The organism is Microcoleus sp. MON1_C5 (genome assembly GCF_036701875.1).
Lineage (GTDB): Bacteria > Cyanobacteriota > Cyanobacteriia > Cyanobacteriales > Microcoleaceae > Microcoleus.
Genome location: NZ_JAUBRN010000062.1, coordinates 1 through 22,097, shown reverse-complemented (window position 1 = coordinate 22,097; position 22,097 = coordinate 1). Strand labels below are relative to the sequence as shown.

Sequence of the window (22,097 nt, the reverse complement as noted above, 5' to 3'; positions counted from 1 at the left end):
TATATTAACATAGTAAATGTCCGATCGCCCTCCAATCATTTACTACAAATATGATCGTTAACGATAAGCTTAAAAACATACTAACGCAATTACGATCGCACTTCGAGCAACTTTACGGCGATCGGCTCACCCAAATGGTGCTCTACGGTTCCCAAGCCAGAGGCGATGCACGCCCCGACTCTGACATTGATATTTTAGTCGTCCTCAAAGGGCAAGTAAACCCAGGCGAAGAAATTAAAAGAACCAGCCACATTCGAGCCGATTTGTCACTACAAAATGATGAAGTCATTAGCTGTCTGTTTATGGACGAACAGCGATTTATACATTACAACGGGCCTTTATTGCGGAACATTCGCAAAGAGGGAATAGCTTTATGAAACCCGAACAATTAGACTTACTCCTGAAAGCTCGCCAAAGTCTATCGGCGGCAAATCTATTACTAAATAATGGTTTCCCCGACTATGCAGCATCTCGCGCTTATTATGCCATGTTTTACATTGCTGAGGCATTTTTAGATGGCGAAGGAATGTCATTTTCCAGTCATGCCGCCGTAATTGGAGCTTTCGGCCGAGAATTTGCCCGTACAGGAAGAGTTCCTGCTGAGTTTCACCGATTTTTAATCGATGCTCAAGACTTGCGAAATAGTGGGGATTACGGGGGACTTGATACTGTCACTATCGAGCAAGCTGCAGAGCAAATTAACTGCGGCGAGCAATTTCTCGAATTAGCCCAAAATGCGAGCGGCACTCTACCACCACCCTAAAACAGAATACCGAAATCCCCGACTTCTTCAAGAAGCCGGGGATATAAAACAAGAAAACAGCCCCTACAAATTAATGACTACCCGCTCCAGCCGCCCGTTTAAACGCCTCATCCAACACTTCCGAAAGCGTTGGGTGCGTGTGAACTCGGAATGCTAAATTGTTCACAGAATCGCGCTGGGCGATCGCATTTGCCGCTTCCTGAATCAAATCCGAAGCGTGCAAACCGAAAATGTGAACTCCCAACAACTCCCCAGTATCTTTCCGGTAAATCACCTTAGCCGTACCGTCGGTTTCCCCTTCAGCAATAGCCTTAGAATTTCCCTTAAAATAAGTCTTGACAGAAGCTACCTCAAACCCTTCTGTTTTTCCTAACTCTTTTGCCGCAGGTTCCGTCATCCCCACATAGCTAATTTCCGGGTGAGTAAACGCCGCCGCCGGGATACTCAAATAGTCAACTTCGCGGGCACGGCCGCAAATATTTTCCACCGCAGCAATTCCCTGAGCAGACGCAGAATGCGCTAACATCATCTTGCCGTTAACATCGCCGATCGCCCACAAATTTTGCACCGGTTCTCCCGCCGCCAAAACCTGCATCTTATCGTTAACTGGGATATAACCGCGCATCGTTTCCACGCCAACAGTTTCTAACCCCAAATTCTTACTGACAGGAACTCGCCCAGTTGCTACCAAACAAGCATCAACTTCCAAAACTTCGACAATTTCCTTAGTCTTGAAATCAGCTAATTCAATAATCACCGGCGAACCAGGAGTAATCTTCTTAGCCAAAACACCCACTTTTGTTTCAATATCGCGGGGTGCAATTAACACCCGTTCTGCTAACTTAGCAATATCTGGATCGAAAGTCGGCATCAACTGATCTAGAGCTTCAATCATCGTAATTTCACAGCCCAGTGCGGTGTAAATATCGGAAAACTCCAAACCGATATAACCGCTACCAATAATTGCGATCCATTTCGGCAGCGATTCCAACCTGACAGCATCGTCGCTGGTAAATACAGTTTTGCCGTCAATTTCTATCCCGGGGGGGACGAAGGGAACCGAACCGGGAGCGAGAATAATATCCTTGGCGGTAATAGTTTTCTCGCCTTTATCGGTTTCGACGGTAATTTTTTGAGCACTGGCAATTTTGCCCCAACCTTGGATGACATCGACATTCAAACGTTTGAGGCTGTTGGTCAAGTCGCCGCGAAGTTTGCTAACAATAGTGTTAGCGTGATTGGCGATCGCCCCGCGATCGAAATCCACATTCCCCAACTGAATTCCCAAAGTCTTCAGGTGGTGGGCATTCCGCAACTCTCGGACTCGCCCCGAAGCCGCCAATAGCGCCTTCGAGGGAATGCAGCCGCGGTTGACGCAAGTCCCCCCCATGTCCCCTGCTTCGATAATTGCCACTTTCAGCCCGCAGCTAACCGCGTGTATGGCCGCGCCGTGTCCGCCCACGCCAGCGCCGATAATTGCTAAATCGTAATCAAATCCCTGAGTCACCTTAAAATCTCCTAATGCCTTTGAAATCTTAGGACTCAAGCAAAAAACACCGTCTCTCCGTCCTTTCGAGGTGGCGCGTTGCCATCGCAACCTTTGAACAGCGGTAATAGTTGCATAAGTCCTGTCTCCTTATTCTCGACTAGACTAGGGTTAATTAGACAACGAAAGAGCCGTAACTGAGATTTTTTCAGGGTCAATGATTTTGAGCTGGGTCTGCACCAAGTCTCAAATCACTCAGTAGGCGGGTGTAGAGTTAAATATAAGTTTGAAGGCTGACAATGGTCGCTGCAGGTTTTATATGGGGCAGCAAGTTCAGCAACAGGCATTCCACCGTCCGGTTAAATTGTGTGCGCTTGCTTGTTTTAGTCGGGTTTTCATGTCTGCACGCGCCGGGGGCGGGCAGAGTTTATTGGCAACTTTTAGAGTCTATGGAGTGGCTTATGACAGATGACGACCAGAAAGATTTACGCCGGGCCTCGGCTCAATCCTTTTTTGAGTCCCTGGATGAATTGTTCGATTCTATAGAATCGAACAGCACTCAAGCGGCACAACCTAAATCTCCACCGCCTCCGGCTAAGTCTGCGAGTCAGTCTTCGAGTTTGCCGAAGAAGACTAGACCTGCGAAAATTAATTTGTCGGATTTTGAAGATGCGATCGCCGATTTGGAACAGTTTATCCAGAGCAAACACCAGAAACGCCCTGAATCCAATCAATAGTGCGATGACACATTTTCAAGTAAGGACTGTTGACTGTTGACTGTTGACTGTTGACAAGCGAAAAATTTTAGACCGAAGTTCCAGCTCCCAGATTCATCTGTGGAGTCAATTTTTAAATCTAAAATCTAAAATCTAAAATCTAAAATCGACTGGCTGTTAACGGTGCTTTAAGCTTAAGGTGCTTATGTCGCCGCCTACAATATATTCATATTTCATTGAGGATGGCTTTACAAGAATCAAGCCAAATAAATTATCTCAATTTACTATTAATAGCCTTATTTTTAGGCTTTGACGGCTGCGGTAATTGCCTCGCTCGCACTTCGATCGCGCGATCGCCGATCGCACTCAAAGGCAACTCCAATTCATCAAGATCATTGCGGAACTTGACCGGAATATCAGCACCGTTAATAATCGCTCCCAACAGCCGCGGCCCGGATTTATTCGACTCGTCCTCCTCAGATTCCAGCAACTGATCGGCAGCCTCAGACAACATACTAGACAAAGTGTAACCAGGCCGCGCCACCAAAATCATACCGTCCGTGTACGGTTCCAGCGTCAGCGCGTCGTTGCACTCGCTCAAAGCCGGAGAATCCACAACCACAAAATCAAAGCGGTTGCGAACATCCTCAAACAATCTCCGCATTTCGCTCGATTCGAGTACGGCCGAGGCTTGCCGCAAAAAGCCGGGACTCGGCACAACGTATAGATTCTCTACCTCTGGAACCAAAAGGACACACTCGCTAATATTGCCGTAATAGTGCAAAGGTTCCACCGTCGCCAAAGGATCGGCAGCAATTTTCAAAGATTCAACGTTAGAAGGCGATCGCAAATCTGCTTCAATTAGCAAAGTCCGTTTACCCGATCGAGCCGATGCAATTGCCAAATTGTAAGCACTAAAACTTTTCCCCTCCAAAGGCGCCGCCGAAGTCAGCAACACCACCTTTACCGGTTTGTTCCCGATCCGGCGCAAATTAGTACGCAACCGCTCGTAAAATTCCAAATAGGGAGAATTTGCCTCCAGGGCCAGAGGCATTTCATCGCCGTAGGAATCAAACACCGTCACTTCAGGCAAAACTGCCAGTATCGGCACCTCTTTTTCCACCAAAGCCGCCCGCACTTCTTCCCAACTGTAAAACTTGCCGTTGAGCATCCCCAACAAAAATATCAACCCCCCGCCCAGCAGCAATCCCACAAATCCGCCCACCGCCAGCATCACGGGCAAACCTCTCTTGTTTGACTCAACGTCATCAGTTTTCGGAAATTGGGCGATTGTCAAACTCCCCGTTGTCTCAGCTACCGCCGCCTCAGCATCTACCAAAGCCGACTGCATCTTGTCGTAGAGAGCTTGTTTGAACGCCACTTGTTGGGCCAACCGCGCTTGTTCTAACTGCTTGTTGGGGATTGTCGCGTGTTCCCGACGCAATTCTTTTTCAGTTTTCTCGATTCCTTGAAGTTGCTGTTGCACCGTATCGTGCTGCGTTTGCAAAGCAATCAAAGTTTGAGCTAACTGCTGTCTGGCGGGATCTAAAGAAGAGTCTACCCGAATTCGATCGGCACTTCTGAGCGGAGCCGCCACCCCGTTACCGCCGAGTACCTCAGATTGCCGCTGCTGCAACTGCTGCTCAAAAGCAAGTTTTTGTTTAAGCAATTCTACAATTTTCGGGTGTTCCTCCTGCAAGTCGCTGCGGAGAATTTTGAGCTGAGATTCGATCGAAAACAATTGCACTCGCAGTTGGGCAATAATTGGATCGGCAGAGAGTGCTTGAGCGACGTAAGCTTGCTCCACATTCAATCCCAAGCGAGCCTGCAAACTGTTAATTTGAGCTTCAATTCCTCCCAACTGCACGCGGAGTTGCCGCTGCTGCTGTTGGATGCTGGTAATCGCTTGCGGCAAAGCACCGCTCTGAGCTGCTAAAATTGAAGTTCCTTCTCGTTTTGCGTAGGCTTCAAGTTTTGCTTCCGTCTCTCTGAGTTCCTGAGTTACTTTCGGCAAACGCTTGTTAATTTGGGCGATCGTCTCACGCAGTCTAGAAGTATTAAGAGTTTCGCTGCGAGCCACCATTTCGAGCATCAGCCTCTCTACTACCTTTTCTGCTTTTTGGCGATCGGCATTTTTGTACTCTACTTGAATCAAAGCGCTGGGGTCATTATTCTTAGTGGGCATCTTTACTTTCACATTTTTTACCAGCTTTTTAGCCAAAGCTTGTACTTCTTTTTGCTCTTCTTTTGGGCTTAATTTTTTTGCGGGTTTGATGAGTTGTTTTGCGGCTGCTTCAACCACCTTTGTATCCAGCAGCATATCTTTAGTTATTTCTTGTCCTTCCTGTTGAATTTTAGTAGTAGTCGATGAAAAAATCACGCTCGGTCTGCGGTAGGCCAGCGTACCTGTAGCAACGTAAACTGGCGCCGCCTTTGGCTGCAGGGCCACTACTCCCGACACCCCCACAGTCACCGCGAGAGTAGCCAGTCCCACCCACTTGTATTGGTCGAAAGCAATTAAATAGCGTTTGACAACGGATAAAGTCATGACGATTTTAGATTTTAGATTTTAGATTTTAGATTTTAGATTGCTAAATGTTAACGATAACTAATGATTGCTGACAAATGATACCCATTTCCCAAGAAGCTGCAACTGTAGGTAAGTGGTAAACGCATATCGCATAAGTCATTCCCCATCGAAAATCGAAAATTGAAATTTGAAAATGGTATGACTACCTATCATTTCGTGACGGGCCGAATAGATCTGTTACCCCATTTCTCAACTGTTCAAAGAACAGAATAAATCCCAAAGTATCCCGGAATGGTCGAGTAAAAGTATTGATTACATAACCAATGCGCTCTACCAAATTCCTACCAATCACAATCACATCATTATCTTCGAGCATCGGGTTCTGAGAAACATTGCCCTCCAAAGCAGCTTTAGCATCTATCGAACGGTTGATTGCTCTACCTTGCTTTTCGTCGAACCGAATCAGGGCTATTTTCCGCAAGTCAGCTAGATTAACAGGCAAGTTGTTGAGAGCATCCAAAAACCTGCTGCCATTTTCTACGTAGAACGAGGTCAAACCACCACTAGCGTAACTCAAAACTCGAACGTAGATCCTCGGCTTAATCAGGGTAGACCGCGCCACCAGAGCTTTGTCGTAGTTTAGGTTTTTGGTACTAGCGTCCAATTCCGGGATGACAATCACATCTCCCGAGACCAAAGGAAAATCGAACAAATCGTTAGCGTTTGCTAGGGGAGTGTAGAGGTCGATTGGTTCCTCCACCGAGGAGCCGTCCATCAGCGTCCGCCGCACTCGCACCTCCCGCAAATCGGCTTTTCCCGTCACTCCCCCCGCAATCACCAAAGCAGCCGAAATTCGACCAGAACCCGCCGGAAGCGTGTAAAAACCCGGTTTGCTGACTTCTCCGGTGACAGTGATTTGGACGGGGACAGCGGCAGCAGCGAGGCTGTACCTGGATGCTAAATCTTGATCGGATTTGCGATCGGGCGTAACCTGTTTATACGGTACGACGATCGCATCTCCATCTTCCAAACGCAAATCCGGTGGAGCAATACCAGTTTGCAACGGTGTCAAAATATCAACAACTTGCTCCGCGACAGCACCTCCCGGCAGAGTCCGCCGCACCCGCACCGCCCGCAGTTCCGCCGTAGGATTAGTCCCAGCAGCAGCCGCCAGAGCCGCAGGAAGCTGGGGGGTTTGCAGCGGATAAAAACCCGGTCTGGCCACTTCCCCCGTCACCGTCACCACTACCGGGCGCTGAACCAGCAAAGCAGCCGAGACTTGAGGATTTTTGATAAATTGGCCAAAGCGCTCCCGGAGGCGCTGCTGTGATTCTTCGACGGTAAGACCGCGCACATTTACTGTTCCGATTAGCGGTAGTACAATTACCCCTTCAGGGCTGATTGGACCTGTAAAACCTAGCTCTGGGAAGCGCTGAACTTGAACAGAAATCTGGTCTCCCGGGCCCAGACGGTAGGGCCGATTCCGAAAAGCTGGGTTAATATCCCGGTTGAAATTGGCAGGCGGCGGTGGCGGGACCCGCAATAGCGGTGGCGCCACGAGTCGCTCGTCTCTTGGAACAACAGATTGAGCTAAAGCCGTTTCCGAAAAATTTTTGCTATTAAAACCCCAGAATACAGCAGCAAAAGATAGAGTCCAAGCAGTTGAATACAGGCCGGCAAAGGAAAAAGCGAGGCGATTTTTAATTGTAGATTTTTCCCGCATTTTGAGAGGATTTAAAAAAGTAATATTGTGAATAATAGCCTGACTTGTAAGTTTCATCTAAATATAGCGACCAGAAAAAACAATAAGATATTTTAGGGGCGAGTTGAATCCGGATATTTACTAGGAAGCAGTTGATTTTGGCAAAACCTCCCCACGCTATAGGCCTATTTATTTGCACCTACCTGCTTACTCAAAGCGAAAAGTTTCTGTAATTAATTTAGCCTGGACACTTTCGGCAAGAGATTCCAGCAAGGGTTGAGCTATCTTAATGTCGCCCTGCGGTTGAATGGGAAGGATGATACTGACAGCAACCCAAGAGGCGCGGCGGTTCGACAGTCTAGCAATGCTGTCTTCCCAAAACCAACGGCTGGTTGCTGGAGAACCACCGTTAGGCCAAGCGTACCACTGCACGACAGCAAAAGTTTGTTGGGGATTCCAGCTTCGGAAAAACCGGGCCTCGACGGTAGAGGGCGGCTTGTCGGGTATGGGCGCTAATTTAACTGTAAACCTCAAAGTGCGATGAGAATCTGTTTGCCATCGGTGAAATCCATCGATATCTAACCATTCTACCTGGGGCTGGTTTTTGGGGTCATTTTGAGGCAACAGCAATAAAATGGCAACTGTTCGATCATTTTTAATTTCTTCAGCTAACCATCTGTGACCGCCAATTTGGACGTTATTCTGGACCCGCATCACCTGCCACCCGGGAAGTGTCATCCCGTTTTGGCGCAAACTTTTCAATTGCTTGAGGTTTGCAACGGTTGGCGGGTTTGTCCAAGGCCACCTTCCTGTCGCGTAGCCGGGAATTGCTACTACCCCAACCAGTATCAGCAAAAACACCAGTATCATAATTTTAGATAATTGATACCGCCGCAGTAATTTCCGTGCTGAAATCATCTGTTTCATTAATTGCTAGACTGGCTTGGGAAATACTTTTCCACCCCGTTGAGGAGAAGTACCAATAAGCCTAGTATACAAGCGGAATACAAGTCTCCGCCCCATCCGGCGTGCAACCAAGTAAAAAGCCCCTCTCTCTCGGTTCCGTGAAAGTAAGTGAGCAAAGTGTTGCGGACAATGTTGGAAGTGATGCTAATGATGGATGTACTAACTAAAAACAAAATGCTTCTTTTGTGAGAACTCCCAACTCCCGTCCAATCTAGCAGAATTAAGCTGACGTAAAGACTGGTAAACAGCATTTTCAAGCCTGCACAGTGCGGAGCAACTTCTACAATGCGATCGTTTACGTACAGATAAATTTCTTCCACTCTCACGTTGAGACCAACTTTAATTAATATCAATCCTGATGTTTCAGCAATGAATTGCTGCAACGGCAAGGCGTAGGGTTCAATGAGGTAAGGAATGTGGTTTGGCGAGGCCAAAAATACGAATAAAAGCGGCATCGCCTGCAATTTAAAGCCGGGAATTCCTTTTAAAGATAAGCAAATGCTGGCCAGCATTACGGGCAGGGATAAATTTACTAAATCGCTCAAGCGACTCAGATAAAAAAGCGTGGCTAGTACCAGCAAAAAGCCTCCCAAAGGATGCGGTGAGTTGGGCAAGCTGCGCCAGCACTTTCGGTTCATCCAAGCAGTATAAGCTGCGTAGGGCAAACCAATTAGTCCGTGGCTGAAATATTCGTGTTCGAGGCTGATGCTTTTGTTAAACCAGCCGTCGTACCAGTGTAATAGCAGGGGGGCGTACAGCAGCACTAGGAGCACCGTGATACCTTCCGCCAGGAGGTATCGCTTGAAAACAATGCGAATTCTGCGCTGGATGTGCATGGTTTGAGAAGTTTTAAGATTGCCGCGCTGGATTCGCAACGCTTTCGGGTTTTAAACTGTGAGTTAAAGATTTATTAATTCCCCACCAAAACGCTTTGAGAACCGCACCTTACTGCTTGAAACACCTGCCGCATAAATTTTATGAACAATTAGCAATTCAATGATAGTACGATCGCCCGAACAACTTGCTCGATCTGAGTATTGCTCAATCCGGGATACATTGGCAATGATAAAATTTGTTGGCACAGGGTTTCTGCGCGGGGGAAGTCGCCCCGATTGCCTAAGTTTTGGTAGGCGGGTTGCAGGTGGCAAGGTAGGGGATAGTGTATGCCTGTTTGAATGCCGTGTTGGGCGAGTTTTTCCTGAAGGGTGTTGCGGTCGATCGAGCTTTCCTCAGTAATTTTGATCACATAGAGGTGATAAATGTGACCGCTGCTGCTGTGGTTGGCGATCGGTACAATGCCTTTGTGTTTCAATGGTGCTAGTAGAGTATTGTAGTGTTGGGCGGCCTCGGTGCGATCGCGATTCCATTTTTCTAAGTAAGGCAATTTAACATTGAGCACGGCGGCTTGCAAATTGTCGAGGCGGCTGTTGGTACCGATTTCTGTGTGCAAATATTTACTGGGTGCTCCGTAATTGCGGAGAGTTCGCATTTTTTCTGCGAGTTGTGCATCGTTAGTAATTAACATCCCGCCGTCGCCAAAAGAACCGAGGTTTTTGCTGGGATAAAAGCTGAACGCTGCTGCTTTGCCAATGGAACCCGCGCGGTATCCTTCTCTGTGGGCTAAGTGCGCTTGGGCGGCATCTTCAAATATGATTAAATCGTGGCGCTTCGCAAAATCTAAAAGCTGTCCGGGCGATACCATTTGACCGTAAAGGTGTACGGGGATAATTGCTTTAGTTTTCGAGGTAACTGCTGTTTCGGCTGCTGTGAGGTCAATCAGGGCGGTTTCCGGGTCGCAATCTACAAGAATAGGTATAGCTTTGGCTTGGAGGACGGCGATCGCGGTGGCGATAAAAGTGTTAGCGGGTATGATAATTTCGTCGCCCGGATTAATGCCGCAAGCTTGGAGTCCCAGAGCGAGCGCATCTGTTCCACAAGCCACTCCTACGCCGTATTTTACTCCTGAAGCTGCTGCAAATGCTGTTTCAAATTCGGCGAGTGCTTGGCCTAAAATAAAGTCTCCTTCCTGGATTATTTTTCTAATAGCTTCTGCTATTTGCGATTGAATTGGTTGGTGTTGCAATGAAAAGTTTACAAACGGAACTTTTGGCGGGCGGTTACTCATAAACTATCGAGGCCTAATTCTTTATATTAACATTTTAGTGCGGATAGCATTTGAAAAATTTTAACCGCAGAGGACGCAGAGTAAAAGAGGGAAAAGGGAGATTTTTTACGGAATAGCTGCGCTTCACGTACTTTTTTTTGAGCGATCAACTAAAGGAAAGTTTTTCGGTAATATAGAAGCAGACAATTTGGCAGCAATCGCAATCATGGAATACAAAAAACTCGGCGACAGCGACTTATCAGTATCTGAAATCTGTTTGGGTACGATGACTTACGGCCAGCAGAACACCGTTGAGGAAGCGGCTCAACAGCTCGATTTTGCGATCGATAGAGGCATCAACTTTATCGATACGGCAGAAATGTATCCCGTCCCTGGAAAGGCGGAAACTCAGGGAAAAACAGAGGAATATATCGGCGAATGGTTGGCGAAACAGCAGCGGGATAAAGTCATTATAGCGACTAAAGTGGCGGGCAGAAGCACTCGCTTAAAGTGGATTCGGGAAGGGAAAAATCAGATCGATCGCCCAAATGTCGAAAAAGCCCTGAATGACAGCCTGAAGCGCTTGCAAACTGACTACATTGACCTGTATCAGATCCACTGGCCCGATCGCTACGTGCCGCTATTTGGCGCGCCGGATTATGATATTGCTCAAGAACACGAAACTGTACCGATTTTGGAACAGTTAGAGGTATTTTCTGACTTGATTAAAGCCGGAAAAATCCGCTATTTGGGTTTGAGCAACGAGACGCCTTGGGGAGTTTGCGAGTTCTGCACCTTGGCGGAAAAACACGGATTGCCGAAAGTTGTTTCGATTCAGAATGCTTTCAGTTTGAGCAATCGGACATTTCACCTAAATTTAGCAGAAACTTGCCGTTTTAAGAATGTGGGATTGATGGCTTACAGTCCTTTGGGATTTGGGCTGTTAACGGGTAAATACTTGAATGGAATTCCCGAAAATTCTAGGTTGGCTTTATTCGCGGGATTCGGCCAGCGTTACGATAAAACTAATCTGAACGATGCGGTGAAAGCGTATGTTGAGATTGCGGGGAAACATGGGATAAGTCCGGCGCAGATGGCTTTGGCGTATGTGCGATCGCGCTGGTTTGTTACGAGCACAATTATCGGTGCAACAAGTCTCGAACAGTTGGAGGAAAATATCGGTAGTTTGGAGGTGAATTTGGATCGGGAGATTATAGCGGAAATCGATGCGGTGCACGCTAAGTATCCGAATCCGACACCGTAAGTTTATTAGTAGGTTGGGTTGAGGTAACAAAACCCAACTTACCACTTTAAGAGGCGAAAATTACATAAACAGAACTTACGCACTCCGCCGAAGAAACCGGGTTTTTTAGTGAATCTGCGGGCTGTAACGAAGTTTTATCGCAAAAAACCCGGTTTCTGAGTTCCCCTGCGTAAGTTTTAGGTGAGGAAGTTTGCAACTTCTGGTTGGGAAAAGGTTTTTGAACGCGATCGCACTCAAGTATTAGATGTGATCAGAGGTTTTCTTCAGGAAGTGATGCAGCTAGCTGTAGATAAGGGTTACATCACGCTGGAAGAGAAGGAGGAATTTATTCGTCCGGCTTTTGCTAGCAGTACGGATGCTGTGGTATTGAGCAAGTAGTTGGTTTGGGTGGTGTTTTGGGCGAGCAACTTTTTTAATATAATGACGGACAAGTTTCAATCCCTAATAAATATTTAGGTTAACTGCATTTTTAAAAGTTCCGTCCAACATCTTGCGAAATGTATCGGTTTCAATCCCTAATAGAGATTTAGGTTAATTGCCACTCAAAAACGCAACTCGGTGCGCTTTTGACAGAGAATAAAGCTGTTTCAATCCCTAATGGGAATTTAGGTTCATTATGGCTATGCAGGATTTAACGCTAAATACCCGCTTTGCGGTTTCAATTCTTAATTAAGTTAATTAATACCTCACATTCAATTACTATCTCATTTCCTATCCTGTTTCGTTTTTCTCTACCCCGTTTTGCTGTACTGGTAACACAGGATAAACAAAAAAAACTGATTATTTATCATCAAAATTTTGTTGACTACTAGCCAGCTAATGTGCTAATAATAAATAAAGAACGTCCCTACTACTTGGAGGTGTTAAGGACGCTCTATTCCAACCATGAATTCGAGAACGGTAGTATTGAACTGCATTAACCTGTTCTCAGGATTCTGGATGTTATTTAATTTATGCAAAACAATGATACCACAAAATCACGCGCGAACGCTACTCGAAAAGCTGCTCGCTCATCCTCATGGTTTGGAGATAGCCCGTATGGTTTATGGGTCGCACCCAAACAGTCAACAGCTTACATCATCGGACATTCAGCGCGATCTGCAAAAACTCAAAGACAGAGTGACTACCTTAGAACGCTTACACTCTGAGGATGAGGATCGGAAAGATAAAAACCGTGGATGGGAATACGAGTCAGATTCCTGGGATAACAATGGTTCATCAAAAGGGGACTCCTTGGAACGCGAATATTCATCCGAAGAAGTAGGAAGCTGGTAAAAAGTACGATCGCCCTTCCCATCCAAAAAATAGGACAATGGTAAAGGGCGATCGCACTTTACCTAAATGCTTAATACGATCGCACTTTTTGCTGTTTTTCATGCAAAAACTCCGCAAAATCGCAGACTTCAGCCACTAACTCGTCAGGTAAATTATTTAAAACCGACAGTAAATGCTCTCGAATCCCCATCCTTTCATCGGCAGATTTTACTAATTGCAACTGATGCGGATAAACTGTTTCAACACCAATCGTTTCCATAAATGCGCCCGGTTCATCCTGAGTTGCAGGCACAAAATCCCCGCCAACTTCTGCTTTCACCCATCCCCCAAATAATTCTACTAAATAAGCTTCACCGTTCTTGAAAACCTCAACAATTGTCCCGGCTGTTTGTGGCGGTGCAATCTCGCCATCAGCGAGGGCGACTGCTTCGGTTAAAGTCACTGCATCCAATAACTGAAATTTGCTCATTGCGGTCTCCCAAAGCGTTGAGGAAATGCGGTAACAAATCTAGCAATATCTTCACCAAATAAAACAATCCAACCTGTACGGATTTGCCAAGATACTCCCGATCGCCCTGTAACTAAAATAATAGCTTCGTAGCGTTCTCCATAGTCATTCTGTCCGGCTGGCTGTAACAATTCTAGCGAGATTTGGGCTATAATTGCGTCTCGAATCGCCTCCGGTGACTCAAACCCCATCACCTCCCGCCAGAATTTCTGCTTATCTCCGCCTACTCCTGCTTCCGTGGCACTGCTGAAGAGATATTGCGCCTTAGCAATGGGAAACTCTAAACGAGTGGGTGCATTCATAGCATTGAGGCTGAGAGTTGATACTGGAGACTAGCTTTAATATCCTCAGCTTCCAAATAAGGATAAGCTGCCAAAATTTCCTCTACACTCATCCCATTTGCTACTAAACTCACTACCAAAGAAACAGTAATTCGCATTCCTCGAATGCAAGCTCTTCCTCCCATAATTTTTGGATCGAAGGTAATGCGATCGAACATCATATCCTCCCACTCTTCCTTAGTGTCCCAATAGCTTATCCCGCAAATGCTTAATCCGATCGCGCAATTTACCCGCCTCCTCAAACTCCAACTTCTTAGCCGCCGCCTTCATCTGCGCTTCCAACCGCCCGATTAACTGAGGAATCTCATCCAAAGATAACTCGTTTACCTGTTCGTAAACCTCCTCCAACTGCTGAGAATTCAGCTTGCGCGACACATCCAAAAATGCCAAAATCGCATTACTCGATCGCTTTTTGGCGATCGGCTGCGGCGTTATCCCGTGCATCTTATTGTACGCTACCTGAATCCCCCGGCGTCGATCCGTTTCGTCGATCGCCTTAACCATACTATCCGTCAAATTATCCGCGTACAGAATAGCCTGTCCCTGAATGTGCCGCGCCGCCCTTCCAATCGTTTGAATCAACGAACGTCCCGAGCGCAAAAACCCCTCTTTATCCGCATCCAAAATTACCACCAGCGAAACTTCTGGCAAATCCAAACCTTCCCGCAGCAAGTTAACACCAATCAATACATCAAACTTACCATCCTGCAAATCTTGGATAATTTCGATGCGTTGAATCGACTGAATTTCCGAGTGCAAATACCGGACTTTAATAGCCCTCTCCTGCAAATATTCGGTTAAATCTTCCGCCATTCGCTTCGTTAAAGTCGTCACCAAAACTCGCTCGTCCCGACTTACTCTCTCCTTTATTTCCCCCAACAAATCATCAATTTGTCCTTCCGTCGGGCGCACGAAAATAGTCGGATCTATTACTCCGGTAGGGCGAATTACTTGCTCTGCAACTCTGCCTTCCGATATTTCCATTTCCCAATCCCCAGGCGTAGCAGAAACAAAGATGCACTGATTCTCTTTAGCCCAGAATTCCTCTGCTTTTAAAGGGCGGTTATCTGCCGCGCTGGGCAAACGAAAACCGTGTTCGATCAATACTTTTTTGCGCGCTTGGTCGCCGTTGTACATTCCCCGAATTTGCGGCACTGTGACGTGAGATTCATCTATCACCAACATCCAATCTTTCGGGAAATAATCAATCAAACATTCGGGCGGTTCCCCCGCATTTCTCCCTGCTAAATGCCGCGAATAATTTTCGACTCCGTTGCAGTAACCTACCTCGCGCAGCATTTCCAAATCGTAGCGCGTGCGCTGTTCCAACCGCTGAGCTTCTAATAGTTTACCCTGTTTTTCAAATTCTGCCAGTCGGTCTTCTAATTCGAGTTCTATTCCTTGGCAAGCTGCCTCTAATTTATCTTCGGCCGTGACAAAGTGGCGCGCTGGATAGATATTTAAAGCCGTTGAACTTTGCAGGATTTTACCCGTTACGGGGTCAACGTAGCGAATGGCATCGATTTCGTCGCCGAAGAATTCAACGCGAATAATTCTATCTTCGTAAGCGGGGCCAATTTCCAAAACATCGCCTTTGACGCGAAATTTGCCTCTGCCTAAATCTATATCGTTGCGGCTGTATTGGACGTTGACTAAATCTCGCAAAACTTGCCGCTGGTTGACTTCCATTCCTACTCGCAAAGGAATAGCCGCTTTTAGGTATTCTGCGGGCATTCCCAAACCGTAGATGCAGCTAATTGAAGCAACTACAATTACGTCGCGGCGTTCAAAGAGCGATCGCGTGGCTGAGTGCCGCAACATATCGATCTCGTCGTTAATTGCTGCCGTTTTCTCAATGAAAGTATCGGTGACGGCGATGTATGCTTCAGGTTGGTAGTAGTCGTAATAACTGACAAAGTATTCGACTGCATTGTTCGGGAAAAAATTTCGCAGTTCGTTGCACAGTTGAGCTGCCAGGGTTTTGTTGTGTGCTAGGACTAAGGTGGGTCTGCCAACTTTTTCAATCACCGAGGCAATGGAGAAGGTTTTGCCCGTACCTGTGGCACCCAGTAAGGTTTGAAATCGATCCCCGGCTTCGATGCCTTTGACGAGTTGGGCGATCGCTAGCGGTTGGTCGCCTGTGGGCTGGAAGGGCGCTTGCAATTGAAAAGATGCTGCCGCAGTTACCATAGGAAAATGTAGCTATTACCCATAAATCTTAACAAAAATGCAGAGATTCTGCAATTTCGTTAAAAAAATAGTTAGACTTTGTAATATTATTTTAATCATCGGCCGAAATAGAAAGCAGAAAGCCAAGAAAAGCAGTTGTCCGCACCCAGCAATCAACACCCAAAAATAAGCGAGGAAAAGAATTATGGATACGAGGAGCACAGGTACAGGCAAAGGCAAAGCACTCGCCCGCCGCGGCAAAGGAGGTTCCAAAAGCCAACCGACAGAACCCACGGATGCCAAAGCAACAGGAATTCAACTTTATCGCCCGCAACTCCTGCATGACAACCGCCCCGTCGGCCCAGACGATTTTACCATCAGCGAGACCGTCTCGATTTCGGGGAACCGCCCGATCGGCACTAGCACCCTGCACCTCAGCGAAACCTACGGCACTGTAGGCAATCGCCCGGTCGAATCCAGCGACTTTGAAGTGGTTGCTACACTCGGCAATCGCCCGATCGGCTCTAGCGCCATGCAAGTCAGCGAAATGTTCAGTATGTCCGGTGCCCGCCCTATTGGCATGAGCACTCTGCACATTGATGAAGTTTACTCCACAATGGGAGGAAATCGACCAATTGCCTCAAACGAAATTGACGATAGCTCAACATTAATGGGCTTCTTAGATTAATTAGTCAGTTGTTAGTTGTTAGTTGTTAGTTGTCATCTGCTACCAATAACTAATAACTAATAACTAATAACCACTGCCAACAGTCAACTAACTACTTCTCGATACCCTGATATTTACTCAATAAAGCAGCAAAGCGCTTGTAATCCACAGGCTTCCTCACATACTCCGCCACTCCCAATTCCCAACCCTGATTTTGGTCGTCCAAAAAAGTTATCATAATCACTGGAATATCAACCAAATCTCGATCGGCTTTCAACGCCGACAGCACCGCCCAGCCGTCCATACTTGGCATCATTACGTCTAGAATAATCGCGTCCGGCAGCAACTCCTTAGCCAACAGAAGCCCCCCTTGACCGCTAGCCGACGATCGCACCCGAAATCCCTGTTTCGACAAGCAGCGAGTCATCAAATCCCGCGCGTCCGGATCGTCGTCAATCACCAGCACAGTAGCAGCATCCGGCAGATCCAGCGGTTGCGATCCCACTGCTTTTTGCTTCGCTTCTGTCGCTTCTGCACTCGTGTCTAAATCCTGGGAAGGCTCGGCCTCAATTTCTGGGATTTCTCGATCGTCCTGCGGTTCTTTCGGGCTTGTAACCGCAATCGGCAACCGGATCGTAAAACTAGAACCGCAATTAAATTCGCTCTCAACGGTAATGTCTCCGCCCATCATCTGGCAAAATTTCCGGCTAATTGTCAGCCCCAAACCGGTGCCGCCGTATTTGCGGGTAGTAGAATTGTCCGCTTGAGCGAAAGCTCCGAACAGCCTCGACACCTGATCCTCAGTCATGCCGATGCCAGTATCGGTTACTTGAAAGACGATCGAAGGCTGTGGACACCGAGAAGGATCTGCCGAGACTTCTTCGGAATTGCCGATCGGCAAAACCTCCCCTTCTTCTTTCCAAACATTAATCGTAATTTTGCCTCGATCGGTAAACTTAGTAGCATTGGTCACCAAATTCAACAGCGCTTGTCGCAGCTTTGACAAATCGGAGTATATCGTGCCAATATTGCGATCGCAATTGACAATCAAAGTATTGCCATTTTTCGCTAGCTGGGGTTGAACAGTAGTGACAACCTGCTCCAGCAAATTCAACACATCAAAAGTCTCCAAGAAAAGAGTCATCTTTCCTGCTTCAATTTTAGAAATATCCAGGATGTCACTAATAATGTTGAGCAACTGCTTGCCGGCCATATTAATGCTTGCCAAATCCATCACAAACTCTTCTTCGCCGAGTTCCAGAGCCTCTTCTTGCAGCAGCTCGCTGTACCCAATAATCGCATTCAAGGGCGTCCGCAACTCGTGAGTCATATTTGCCAAAAAAGTGCTTTTCGCCCGGTTGGCAGCTTCGGCAGCATTCTTAGCAACTTCCAATTCCTCCGATCGTTCCTCTAGCTGCCGCTGCCGCACTTCCAAACCGTTGAGCAAACTGTTAATTTGCTGAGCCATGGTATTGAGAGTAGAAGATAGCACCCCGATCGCGTCATTAGAAACAACAGGCGAGCGAGCCGTCAAATCACCGCTCGCCATCTGTTCGGCAGTTTCCCGCAGCAAGCCGAGATTCCGAATAATTGCCGACACCGACACAAAACCCACTGTCCCCGCGATCAAACTCAAAACCAAAGCCCCCATCAGCCAGTGCTGAGTTCGACTCGCCACAAAGAGAGTTTGCTGCACCAGCACCGCCTTTGCTGCCTCAGAAACCCCCGCCGCCGGAGCTGAGGCAGCCTCTATTGCCAGCAAATAGTTCTTCATATCCACAGAACCCATCCATCCGACTCCCACCGCCATCCAAGTTATCAGTACCAAGATGACAAACAGCCCGCTCAAAGACGCCCGAGTTCCCAGAGAAATCCCCCTCGTAGCAAGTGCCGCCGCCCAAGGATAGCCCTTGAGAAAAGGATCTGGCTGCACCGGTGCGCCGGAATTCCAAATCTCCTCAATTTGACCGTCTGCCATCACCTTGCCAATCCTCACTGTTTTCCAGATATGCTGAGTTTGGCCATCTATTTTTACCTTGCCCGAGGGCGCTGCAAACTCAATATTTTTAGCAGCCGCCCTAACTTTAACCGCATCTGTCGAACCAGCTTTTTCTACTGCTTGCTTCCACAGGTAAACGCCCAAATAAGCCGCTTCAATCGGGTCATCGGTGACTCGATTTTCCCCGTATCGGGCTTTATAAGCCTTGACAAATTTACGATTTTCCGGTGTATCAACCGTTTGAAAATAGTTCCAAACCACCAAATGTCCAGCAATATTGGACGGCCCGATCGCCCGCACTTCTTCTTCTGCTACGCTGACCGACAGCACGGGCAAATCCTCGGGTTTTACGCCAGCTTCCCGCAGATGAAGGAAAAAAGCCACATTGCTGTCCCCGTTGAGAGTGTTGAGAATAGCATCCGGTTTCACTGCTAAGATATGTGCGATCGCCTCGCCCACTTCCCTCGATCCCAGCGGCAGATACACTTCCCCCGCCAACTCTCCCCCCTGTGCCGCCAGTTGAGCTTTCACAATCCGATTTGCCGTCCGGGGAAAGAGATAGTCCGAACCCAACAGGAAAATTTTCCGCTTCCCCTGTGCCAGCAAGTAATTCACCCCAGGCACAATCTGTTGGTTCGGGGCAGCACCAGTGTAGAAAATATTCGGACACTGTTCTAGCCCTTCATACTGCACCGGATAGAACAGCAACCCTTGGCCCTGCTCGAAAGCAGGCAGTACAGCTTTGCGGCTCGCCGAAGTCCAACAGCCAAATACCGCCGCCACCTGCGCTTCTAAGAGCAATTGCTTAGCTTTTTGAGCAAAAGTCTGCAAATCGCTGGCTCCATCTTCTATAACCGCTTCCAAGGGGCGTCCGAGCACCCCTCCCGCCGCATTAATTTCCTCAACAGCCAACAGCGTCGCATCTTTAACAGAAATTTCGCTGATGGACATCGTGCCCGTCAGCGAATGCAACACGCCTATTTTGATCGGCTGACGAGTCGGGCCGGCTGCTTCGAGGGGGTTACTGCTCCTTGCTCCCATAGGGTTTTAGATACTTTTTACTAATAACAGAAATTTTAGTTCGCTCCGGCAGGAAGTTAGCCTTGAGGCTAAGTCTTGTTTAGCAGATTATTTAACCCGAGCGTCACACAACTTGCCAATTGCGGCACCGTGTTGATTTTAAGGGTCAAACTGCTCTACATCTGACTTAAGTCTGCACTAAATCTGTCGCCTATTTCTCTCTTCATCTTTTACGGATCTCGAAACAGCCTCATCAAACAAACCACAAAAGGTACTTATGGCGATCGCGCCGCAGAAAAATTATCCCCCCTCCTCCCATTTCCCCAACTCATTCACTGCCCGTGCCTTGCGACTCACCAAGCAATCTCACGCACTATTCCCCTTCCCCTATCTCCTTTGGGGCTAATGGAAGTTTCCGTAATTTATCTTAACTATAAAACTCAAAACTCTTCACCATCCCCTATCTCCCTTCAGACAGAGGGAAATCTTCGTGATTTCCCTTATAATAAACATAAGGTTAACTTCTAAGTACCTTTGTTAAAAATAAATTTTGCAAACAATAAGGGAAAAACTAATGAATAGTCAAGAAAACGCGACCAACACTGGCACCGAAAATCAAGTCACGCTACCAAAATCCAGGGAAATATTGCTCGGGGAGGAAACAGAAAAAGCTCTCGGTCAGCAAAAACAAGAAGATGCTCAAACTATGCGCGCTGTCGAACAGTTGAAAGAAGAACTTCAGCACAGAATAGATGAAGAATGTCATCACAAGGTAGATTAAAACTAATACGAATTTTTTTCTGGTGTGGGTAAGATGCGGTCTTGCCCACACCCGCTTTTTTAAGGCAGAATTAAATAAAATTTAAAAGTTATAAATTATTTTGGGTTTAAAAAAATAGTCTTGGACGCACGGGCGACCATCCAGCAGTTTTTTACAAAAATACTTGACTGCAGCCAGCAGAAACGGTAAAAAAAGCCGGTAAGTATGAAAGTGGCAGTTTCTCTAAAAGTGAAAAATAATTTTTCCATCTTCCATGTTCCCTCTTCGTTTTTTCTTCATTGTTTCTTCCTACAGGTAGAGTGCAACGCAGCTCTTAGTTACCTATAATGAGTTTATTAAGTAAAAAATGTCTGATTAGATAAAGATAGGGAGAAACCCATGAGCACTGATGATAGAGCAAAGGCAACTGGCAACAACATCGCAGGCGCTGCTCAAGAAGCCCTAGGCAATGTTACTGGCGACCCGAAGGATAAAGCAGAAGGCAAAGCCAAGCAAGCAAAAGCTGAAGCTGGTCATGCGATCGAAGATGTGAAAGATGAGCTCAAAAAGAAACTAGACTAAGCCTAATACTAATTGAGAGGGTCGAGCAACCTGACCCTTTCAAGTATTCCAAATGTTTGCTGAACGGAGGAAAAAAAGGTGAGTTTATTGCAGCAGATCCGCAAAATAATTGCGGGCGTACTATTGGTATTAATGCTGGCAGTTACTACTGCCTGCGCGCCCAGCGTTTCAGCCCAAAAACCGAATGATGTACCTGTAGCCATTGGTGGTAATCAGGGTAGTTACGCCCAGCTAGAACGTGGCAATACCGCCGCAGGTGAAGATTTTGGTAAATGGGTAACATTAACGGCTCAGGGCCTGGTTCAGGATGCTTACGTGCGCGACAATAACAAATTGGGAGTTGTAATTACCCCGCAAGTTCGCCCAACAGAAGTGAAAGATTTAGCAAAATCTTTAGCACAAGGTTTTCACCGCAATTTCCCCAATCAGGATGTAAGTGTTTTGGTTTACGCTCCTGACAAAAAACTGATTTTGACGGCTAAGTACGACCAGCAATCAAATCAAATTGAATACAAGTCTTGACCTGGTTAGAAAGCTTAAATTAAAGCCGCGCGACGGTTTAATATTCCGCAGTTTTTTGAAGGCGAAACAATCTCAAATAAAGACAAAACTGTTGTCTAGAGTGGAAAAGATTTACCATGAGTAGCAGCGATAATTACAAGAGTCAAATCATGAAAGATTTGGCCCAGGGAGATCGAGAAATGATGCCCGAGACAACGGGTGAAGATTACGAAAACTTTGACGATTTTGCTCAGAGAACTTCGCCCGCCCAGCGCAAACAATTATTCGGGCGTTCTCTGAATCACGACTCCCTCCCGCCGGCTCAGTTGGAACCAGAATTGCAAAAGGCGATCGCCCAAATTAAGCCAAACGAACGCGACGATGTGGCGCGGGAATTCTTCAAGCATTTGGGGAAGAGAGGATTGGACGATCGCAAATTGGAAAAGCAGCTAGGACTTTCTACTCACCACGCCAGCCGCATGAATGCTGACGATGTTACCAAGCTGGCCTCGTTTACCTATCACAATCATCCGGATATTTTCCAAGAAGTGCTGGCCGAACAGCCGAGTTTGATGAAGTTTTTGGGCAATCCAGTTGTTGCGGGTATTTTGGGAATAGTTGCGGCTAAATGGCTCAACAACCGCAAATAGTCTCGGATTCAGACTTGTTTAAACGGAACTTACCCCTCACGCTTGATCGCGAGAGTTTTCAAACCCCCTGGCAGCGGTCGAACTGGGTGAGAAC

22 protein-coding genes are annotated in these 22,097 nt (G+C 47.0%); 11 read left to right on the top strand and 11 right to left on the bottom strand.

Features of this window, described 5'->3' with window-relative positions; translation table 11 throughout:
* Nucleotides 1–50: 50 nt before the first annotated feature.
* Both QUA71_RS23810 and QUA71_RS23805 read left to right on the top strand, forming a co-directional pair.
* Entirely contained in the window at nt 51–377 is a 327-nt protein-coding gene (locus tag QUA71_RS23810; protein ID WP_333288833.1) for a nucleotidyltransferase domain-containing protein, read from the top strand.
* Nucleotides 374–763 carry a HEPN domain-containing protein gene (locus QUA71_RS23805; protein WP_333288831.1) on the top strand — a complete coding sequence of 130 codons (390 nt, stop codon included), beginning with the start codon at nt 374–376 and terminating at the stop codon, nt 761–763. Before QUA71_RS23810 ends, QUA71_RS23805 begins: the two co-directional genes overlap by 4 nt.
* Before the next feature lie 70 nt (nt 764–833).
* Here QUA71_RS23805 and lpdA read toward each other — a convergent pair whose 3' ends face one another.
* Nucleotides 834–2,270 carry a dihydrolipoyl dehydrogenase gene (gene lpdA / locus QUA71_RS23800; protein WP_333288829.1) on the bottom strand — a complete coding sequence of 479 codons (1,437 nt, stop codon included), beginning with the start codon at nt 2,268–2,270 and terminating at the stop codon, nt 834–836.
* Between the two features lie 440 nt (nt 2,271–2,710).
* Here lpdA and QUA71_RS23795 point away from each other — a divergent pair, with 440 nt between their 5' ends.
* The gene (locus tag QUA71_RS23795; RefSeq protein ID WP_333149812.1) at nt 2,711–2,986 is read left to right on the top strand and encodes a hypothetical protein; all 276 of its coding nucleotides are present in this window, start codon (nt 2,711–2,713) and stop codon (nt 2,984–2,986) included.
* A 250-nt stretch (nt 2,987–3,236) separates the two neighbouring features.
* Here QUA71_RS23795 and QUA71_RS23790 read toward each other — a convergent pair whose 3' ends face one another.
* The 5 genes from QUA71_RS23790 to QUA71_RS23770 form a co-directional block, all read right to left on the bottom strand.
* The gene (locus tag QUA71_RS23790) at nt 3,237–5,513 is read right to left on the bottom strand and encodes a lipopolysaccharide biosynthesis (protein WP_333288827.1); all 2,277 of its coding nucleotides are present in this window, start codon (nt 5,511–5,513) and stop codon (nt 3,237–3,239) included.
* A gap of 184 nt (nt 5,514–5,697) precedes the next feature.
* Nucleotides 5,698–7,275 (bottom strand): polysaccharide biosynthesis/export family protein, encoded by a 1,578-nt coding sequence (locus tag QUA71_RS23785; RefSeq protein WP_333288825.1) that lies wholly within the window; start codon nt 7,273–7,275, stop codon nt 5,698–5,700.
* 129 nt (nt 7,276–7,404) lie between these two features.
* On the bottom strand, nt 7,405–8,124 hold the full coding sequence (locus QUA71_RS23780; protein ID WP_333288823.1) for a cyanoexosortase B system-associated protein: 720 nt from the start codon (nt 8,122–8,124) through the stop codon (nt 7,405–7,407).
* Nucleotides 8,124–8,999, bottom strand: coding sequence for a cyanoexosortase B (crtB, locus tag QUA71_RS23775; protein ID WP_333288852.1), 876 nt, complete (start codon nt 8,997–8,999; stop codon nt 8,124–8,126). Before crtB ends, QUA71_RS23780 begins: the two co-directional genes overlap by 1 nt.
* Before the next feature lie 149 nt (nt 9,000–9,148).
* Nucleotides 9,149–10,288 carry a DegT/DnrJ/EryC1/StrS family aminotransferase gene (locus tag QUA71_RS23770; RefSeq protein WP_333288821.1) on the bottom strand — a complete coding sequence of 380 codons (1,140 nt, stop codon included), beginning with the start codon at nt 10,286–10,288 and terminating at the stop codon, nt 9,149–9,151.
* Between the two features lie 187 nt (nt 10,289–10,475).
* Between QUA71_RS23770 and QUA71_RS23765 the strand changes: the two genes are divergently transcribed.
* The 3 genes from QUA71_RS23765 to QUA71_RS23755 all read left to right on the top strand — a co-directional run bounded on the left by QUA71_RS23765 (nt 10,476) and on the right by QUA71_RS23755 (nt 12,806).
* Entirely contained in the window at nt 10,476–11,531 is a 1,056-nt protein-coding gene (locus QUA71_RS23765; protein WP_333288819.1) for an NADP(H)-dependent aldo-keto reductase, read from the top strand.
* 180 nt (nt 11,532–11,711) lie between these two features.
* The gene (locus QUA71_RS23760) at nt 11,712–11,909 is read left to right on the top strand and encodes a hypothetical protein (protein WP_333288817.1); all 198 of its coding nucleotides are present in this window, start codon (nt 11,712–11,714) and stop codon (nt 11,907–11,909) included.
* 585 nt (nt 11,910–12,494) lie between these two features.
* The gene (locus QUA71_RS23755) at nt 12,495–12,806 is read left to right on the top strand and encodes a hypothetical protein (RefSeq protein WP_333288815.1); all 312 of its coding nucleotides are present in this window, start codon (nt 12,495–12,497) and stop codon (nt 12,804–12,806) included.
* Between the two features lie 70 nt (nt 12,807–12,876).
* Here the strand turns inward: QUA71_RS23755 and QUA71_RS23750 are convergent, their stop codons facing one another.
* The 4 genes from QUA71_RS23750 to uvrB are packed head-to-tail and all read right to left on the bottom strand — an operon-like array spanning nt 12,877 to nt 15,845.
* The gene (locus QUA71_RS23750; RefSeq protein WP_333288814.1) at nt 12,877–13,275 is read right to left on the bottom strand and encodes a DUF2281 domain-containing protein; all 399 of its coding nucleotides are present in this window, start codon (nt 13,273–13,275) and stop codon (nt 12,877–12,879) included.
* Nucleotides 13,272–13,616: a DUF6883 domain-containing protein gene (locus QUA71_RS23745; protein ID WP_333288811.1), complete on the bottom strand. Its 345-nt coding sequence runs from the start codon at nt 13,614–13,616 to the stop codon at nt 13,272–13,274. Before QUA71_RS23745 ends, QUA71_RS23750 begins: the two co-directional genes overlap by 4 nt.
* Complete coding sequence (locus QUA71_RS23740; RefSeq protein WP_333288809.1) at nt 13,613–13,816, bottom strand: DUF433 domain-containing protein; 204 nt, start codon at nt 13,814–13,816, stop codon at nt 13,613–13,615. Before QUA71_RS23740 ends, QUA71_RS23745 begins: the two co-directional genes overlap by 4 nt.
* A 16-nt stretch (nt 13,817–13,832) precedes the next feature.
* Complete coding sequence (gene uvrB / locus QUA71_RS23735) at nt 13,833–15,845, bottom strand: excinuclease ABC subunit UvrB (protein ID WP_333288807.1); 2,013 nt, start codon at nt 15,843–15,845, stop codon at nt 13,833–13,835.
* A 184-nt stretch (nt 15,846–16,029) separates the two neighbouring features.
* On the opposite strand from uvrB, the gene QUA71_RS23730 reads away from it, so the two are divergent.
* Nucleotides 16,030–16,512: a hypothetical protein gene (locus tag QUA71_RS23730; protein WP_333288805.1), complete on the top strand. Its 483-nt coding sequence runs from the start codon at nt 16,030–16,032 to the stop codon at nt 16,510–16,512.
* A gap of 91 nt (nt 16,513–16,603) precedes the next feature.
* Here the strand turns inward: QUA71_RS23730 and urtA are convergent, their stop codons facing one another.
* The gene (urtA, locus tag QUA71_RS23725; protein WP_333288803.1) at nt 16,604–19,531 is read right to left on the bottom strand and encodes an urea ABC transporter substrate-binding protein; all 2,928 of its coding nucleotides are present in this window, start codon (nt 19,529–19,531) and stop codon (nt 16,604–16,606) included.
* 553 nt (nt 19,532–20,084) lie between these two features.
* Between urtA and QUA71_RS23720 the strand changes: the two genes are divergently transcribed.
* The 4 genes from QUA71_RS23720 (at nt 20,085) to QUA71_RS23705 (ending at nt 22,003) form a co-directional block, all read left to right on the top strand.
* On the top strand, nt 20,085–20,291 hold the full coding sequence (locus QUA71_RS23720) for a hypothetical protein (RefSeq protein WP_190662725.1): 207 nt from the start codon (nt 20,085–20,087) through the stop codon (nt 20,289–20,291).
* Nucleotides 20,292–20,669: 378 nt separating this feature from the next.
* Complete coding sequence (locus QUA71_RS23715; RefSeq protein WP_333288800.1) at nt 20,670–20,852, top strand: CsbD family protein; 183 nt, start codon at nt 20,670–20,672, stop codon at nt 20,850–20,852.
* A gap of 78 nt (nt 20,853–20,930) precedes the next feature.
* Complete coding sequence (locus tag QUA71_RS23710) at nt 20,931–21,374, top strand: hypothetical protein (protein WP_333288798.1); 444 nt, start codon at nt 20,931–20,933, stop codon at nt 21,372–21,374.
* A gap of 116 nt (nt 21,375–21,490) precedes the next feature.
* Nucleotides 21,491–22,003, top strand: coding sequence for a hypothetical protein (locus QUA71_RS23705; protein ID WP_333288796.1), 513 nt, complete (start codon nt 21,491–21,493; stop codon nt 22,001–22,003).
* Nucleotides 22,004–22,097: the final 94 nt, after the last annotated feature.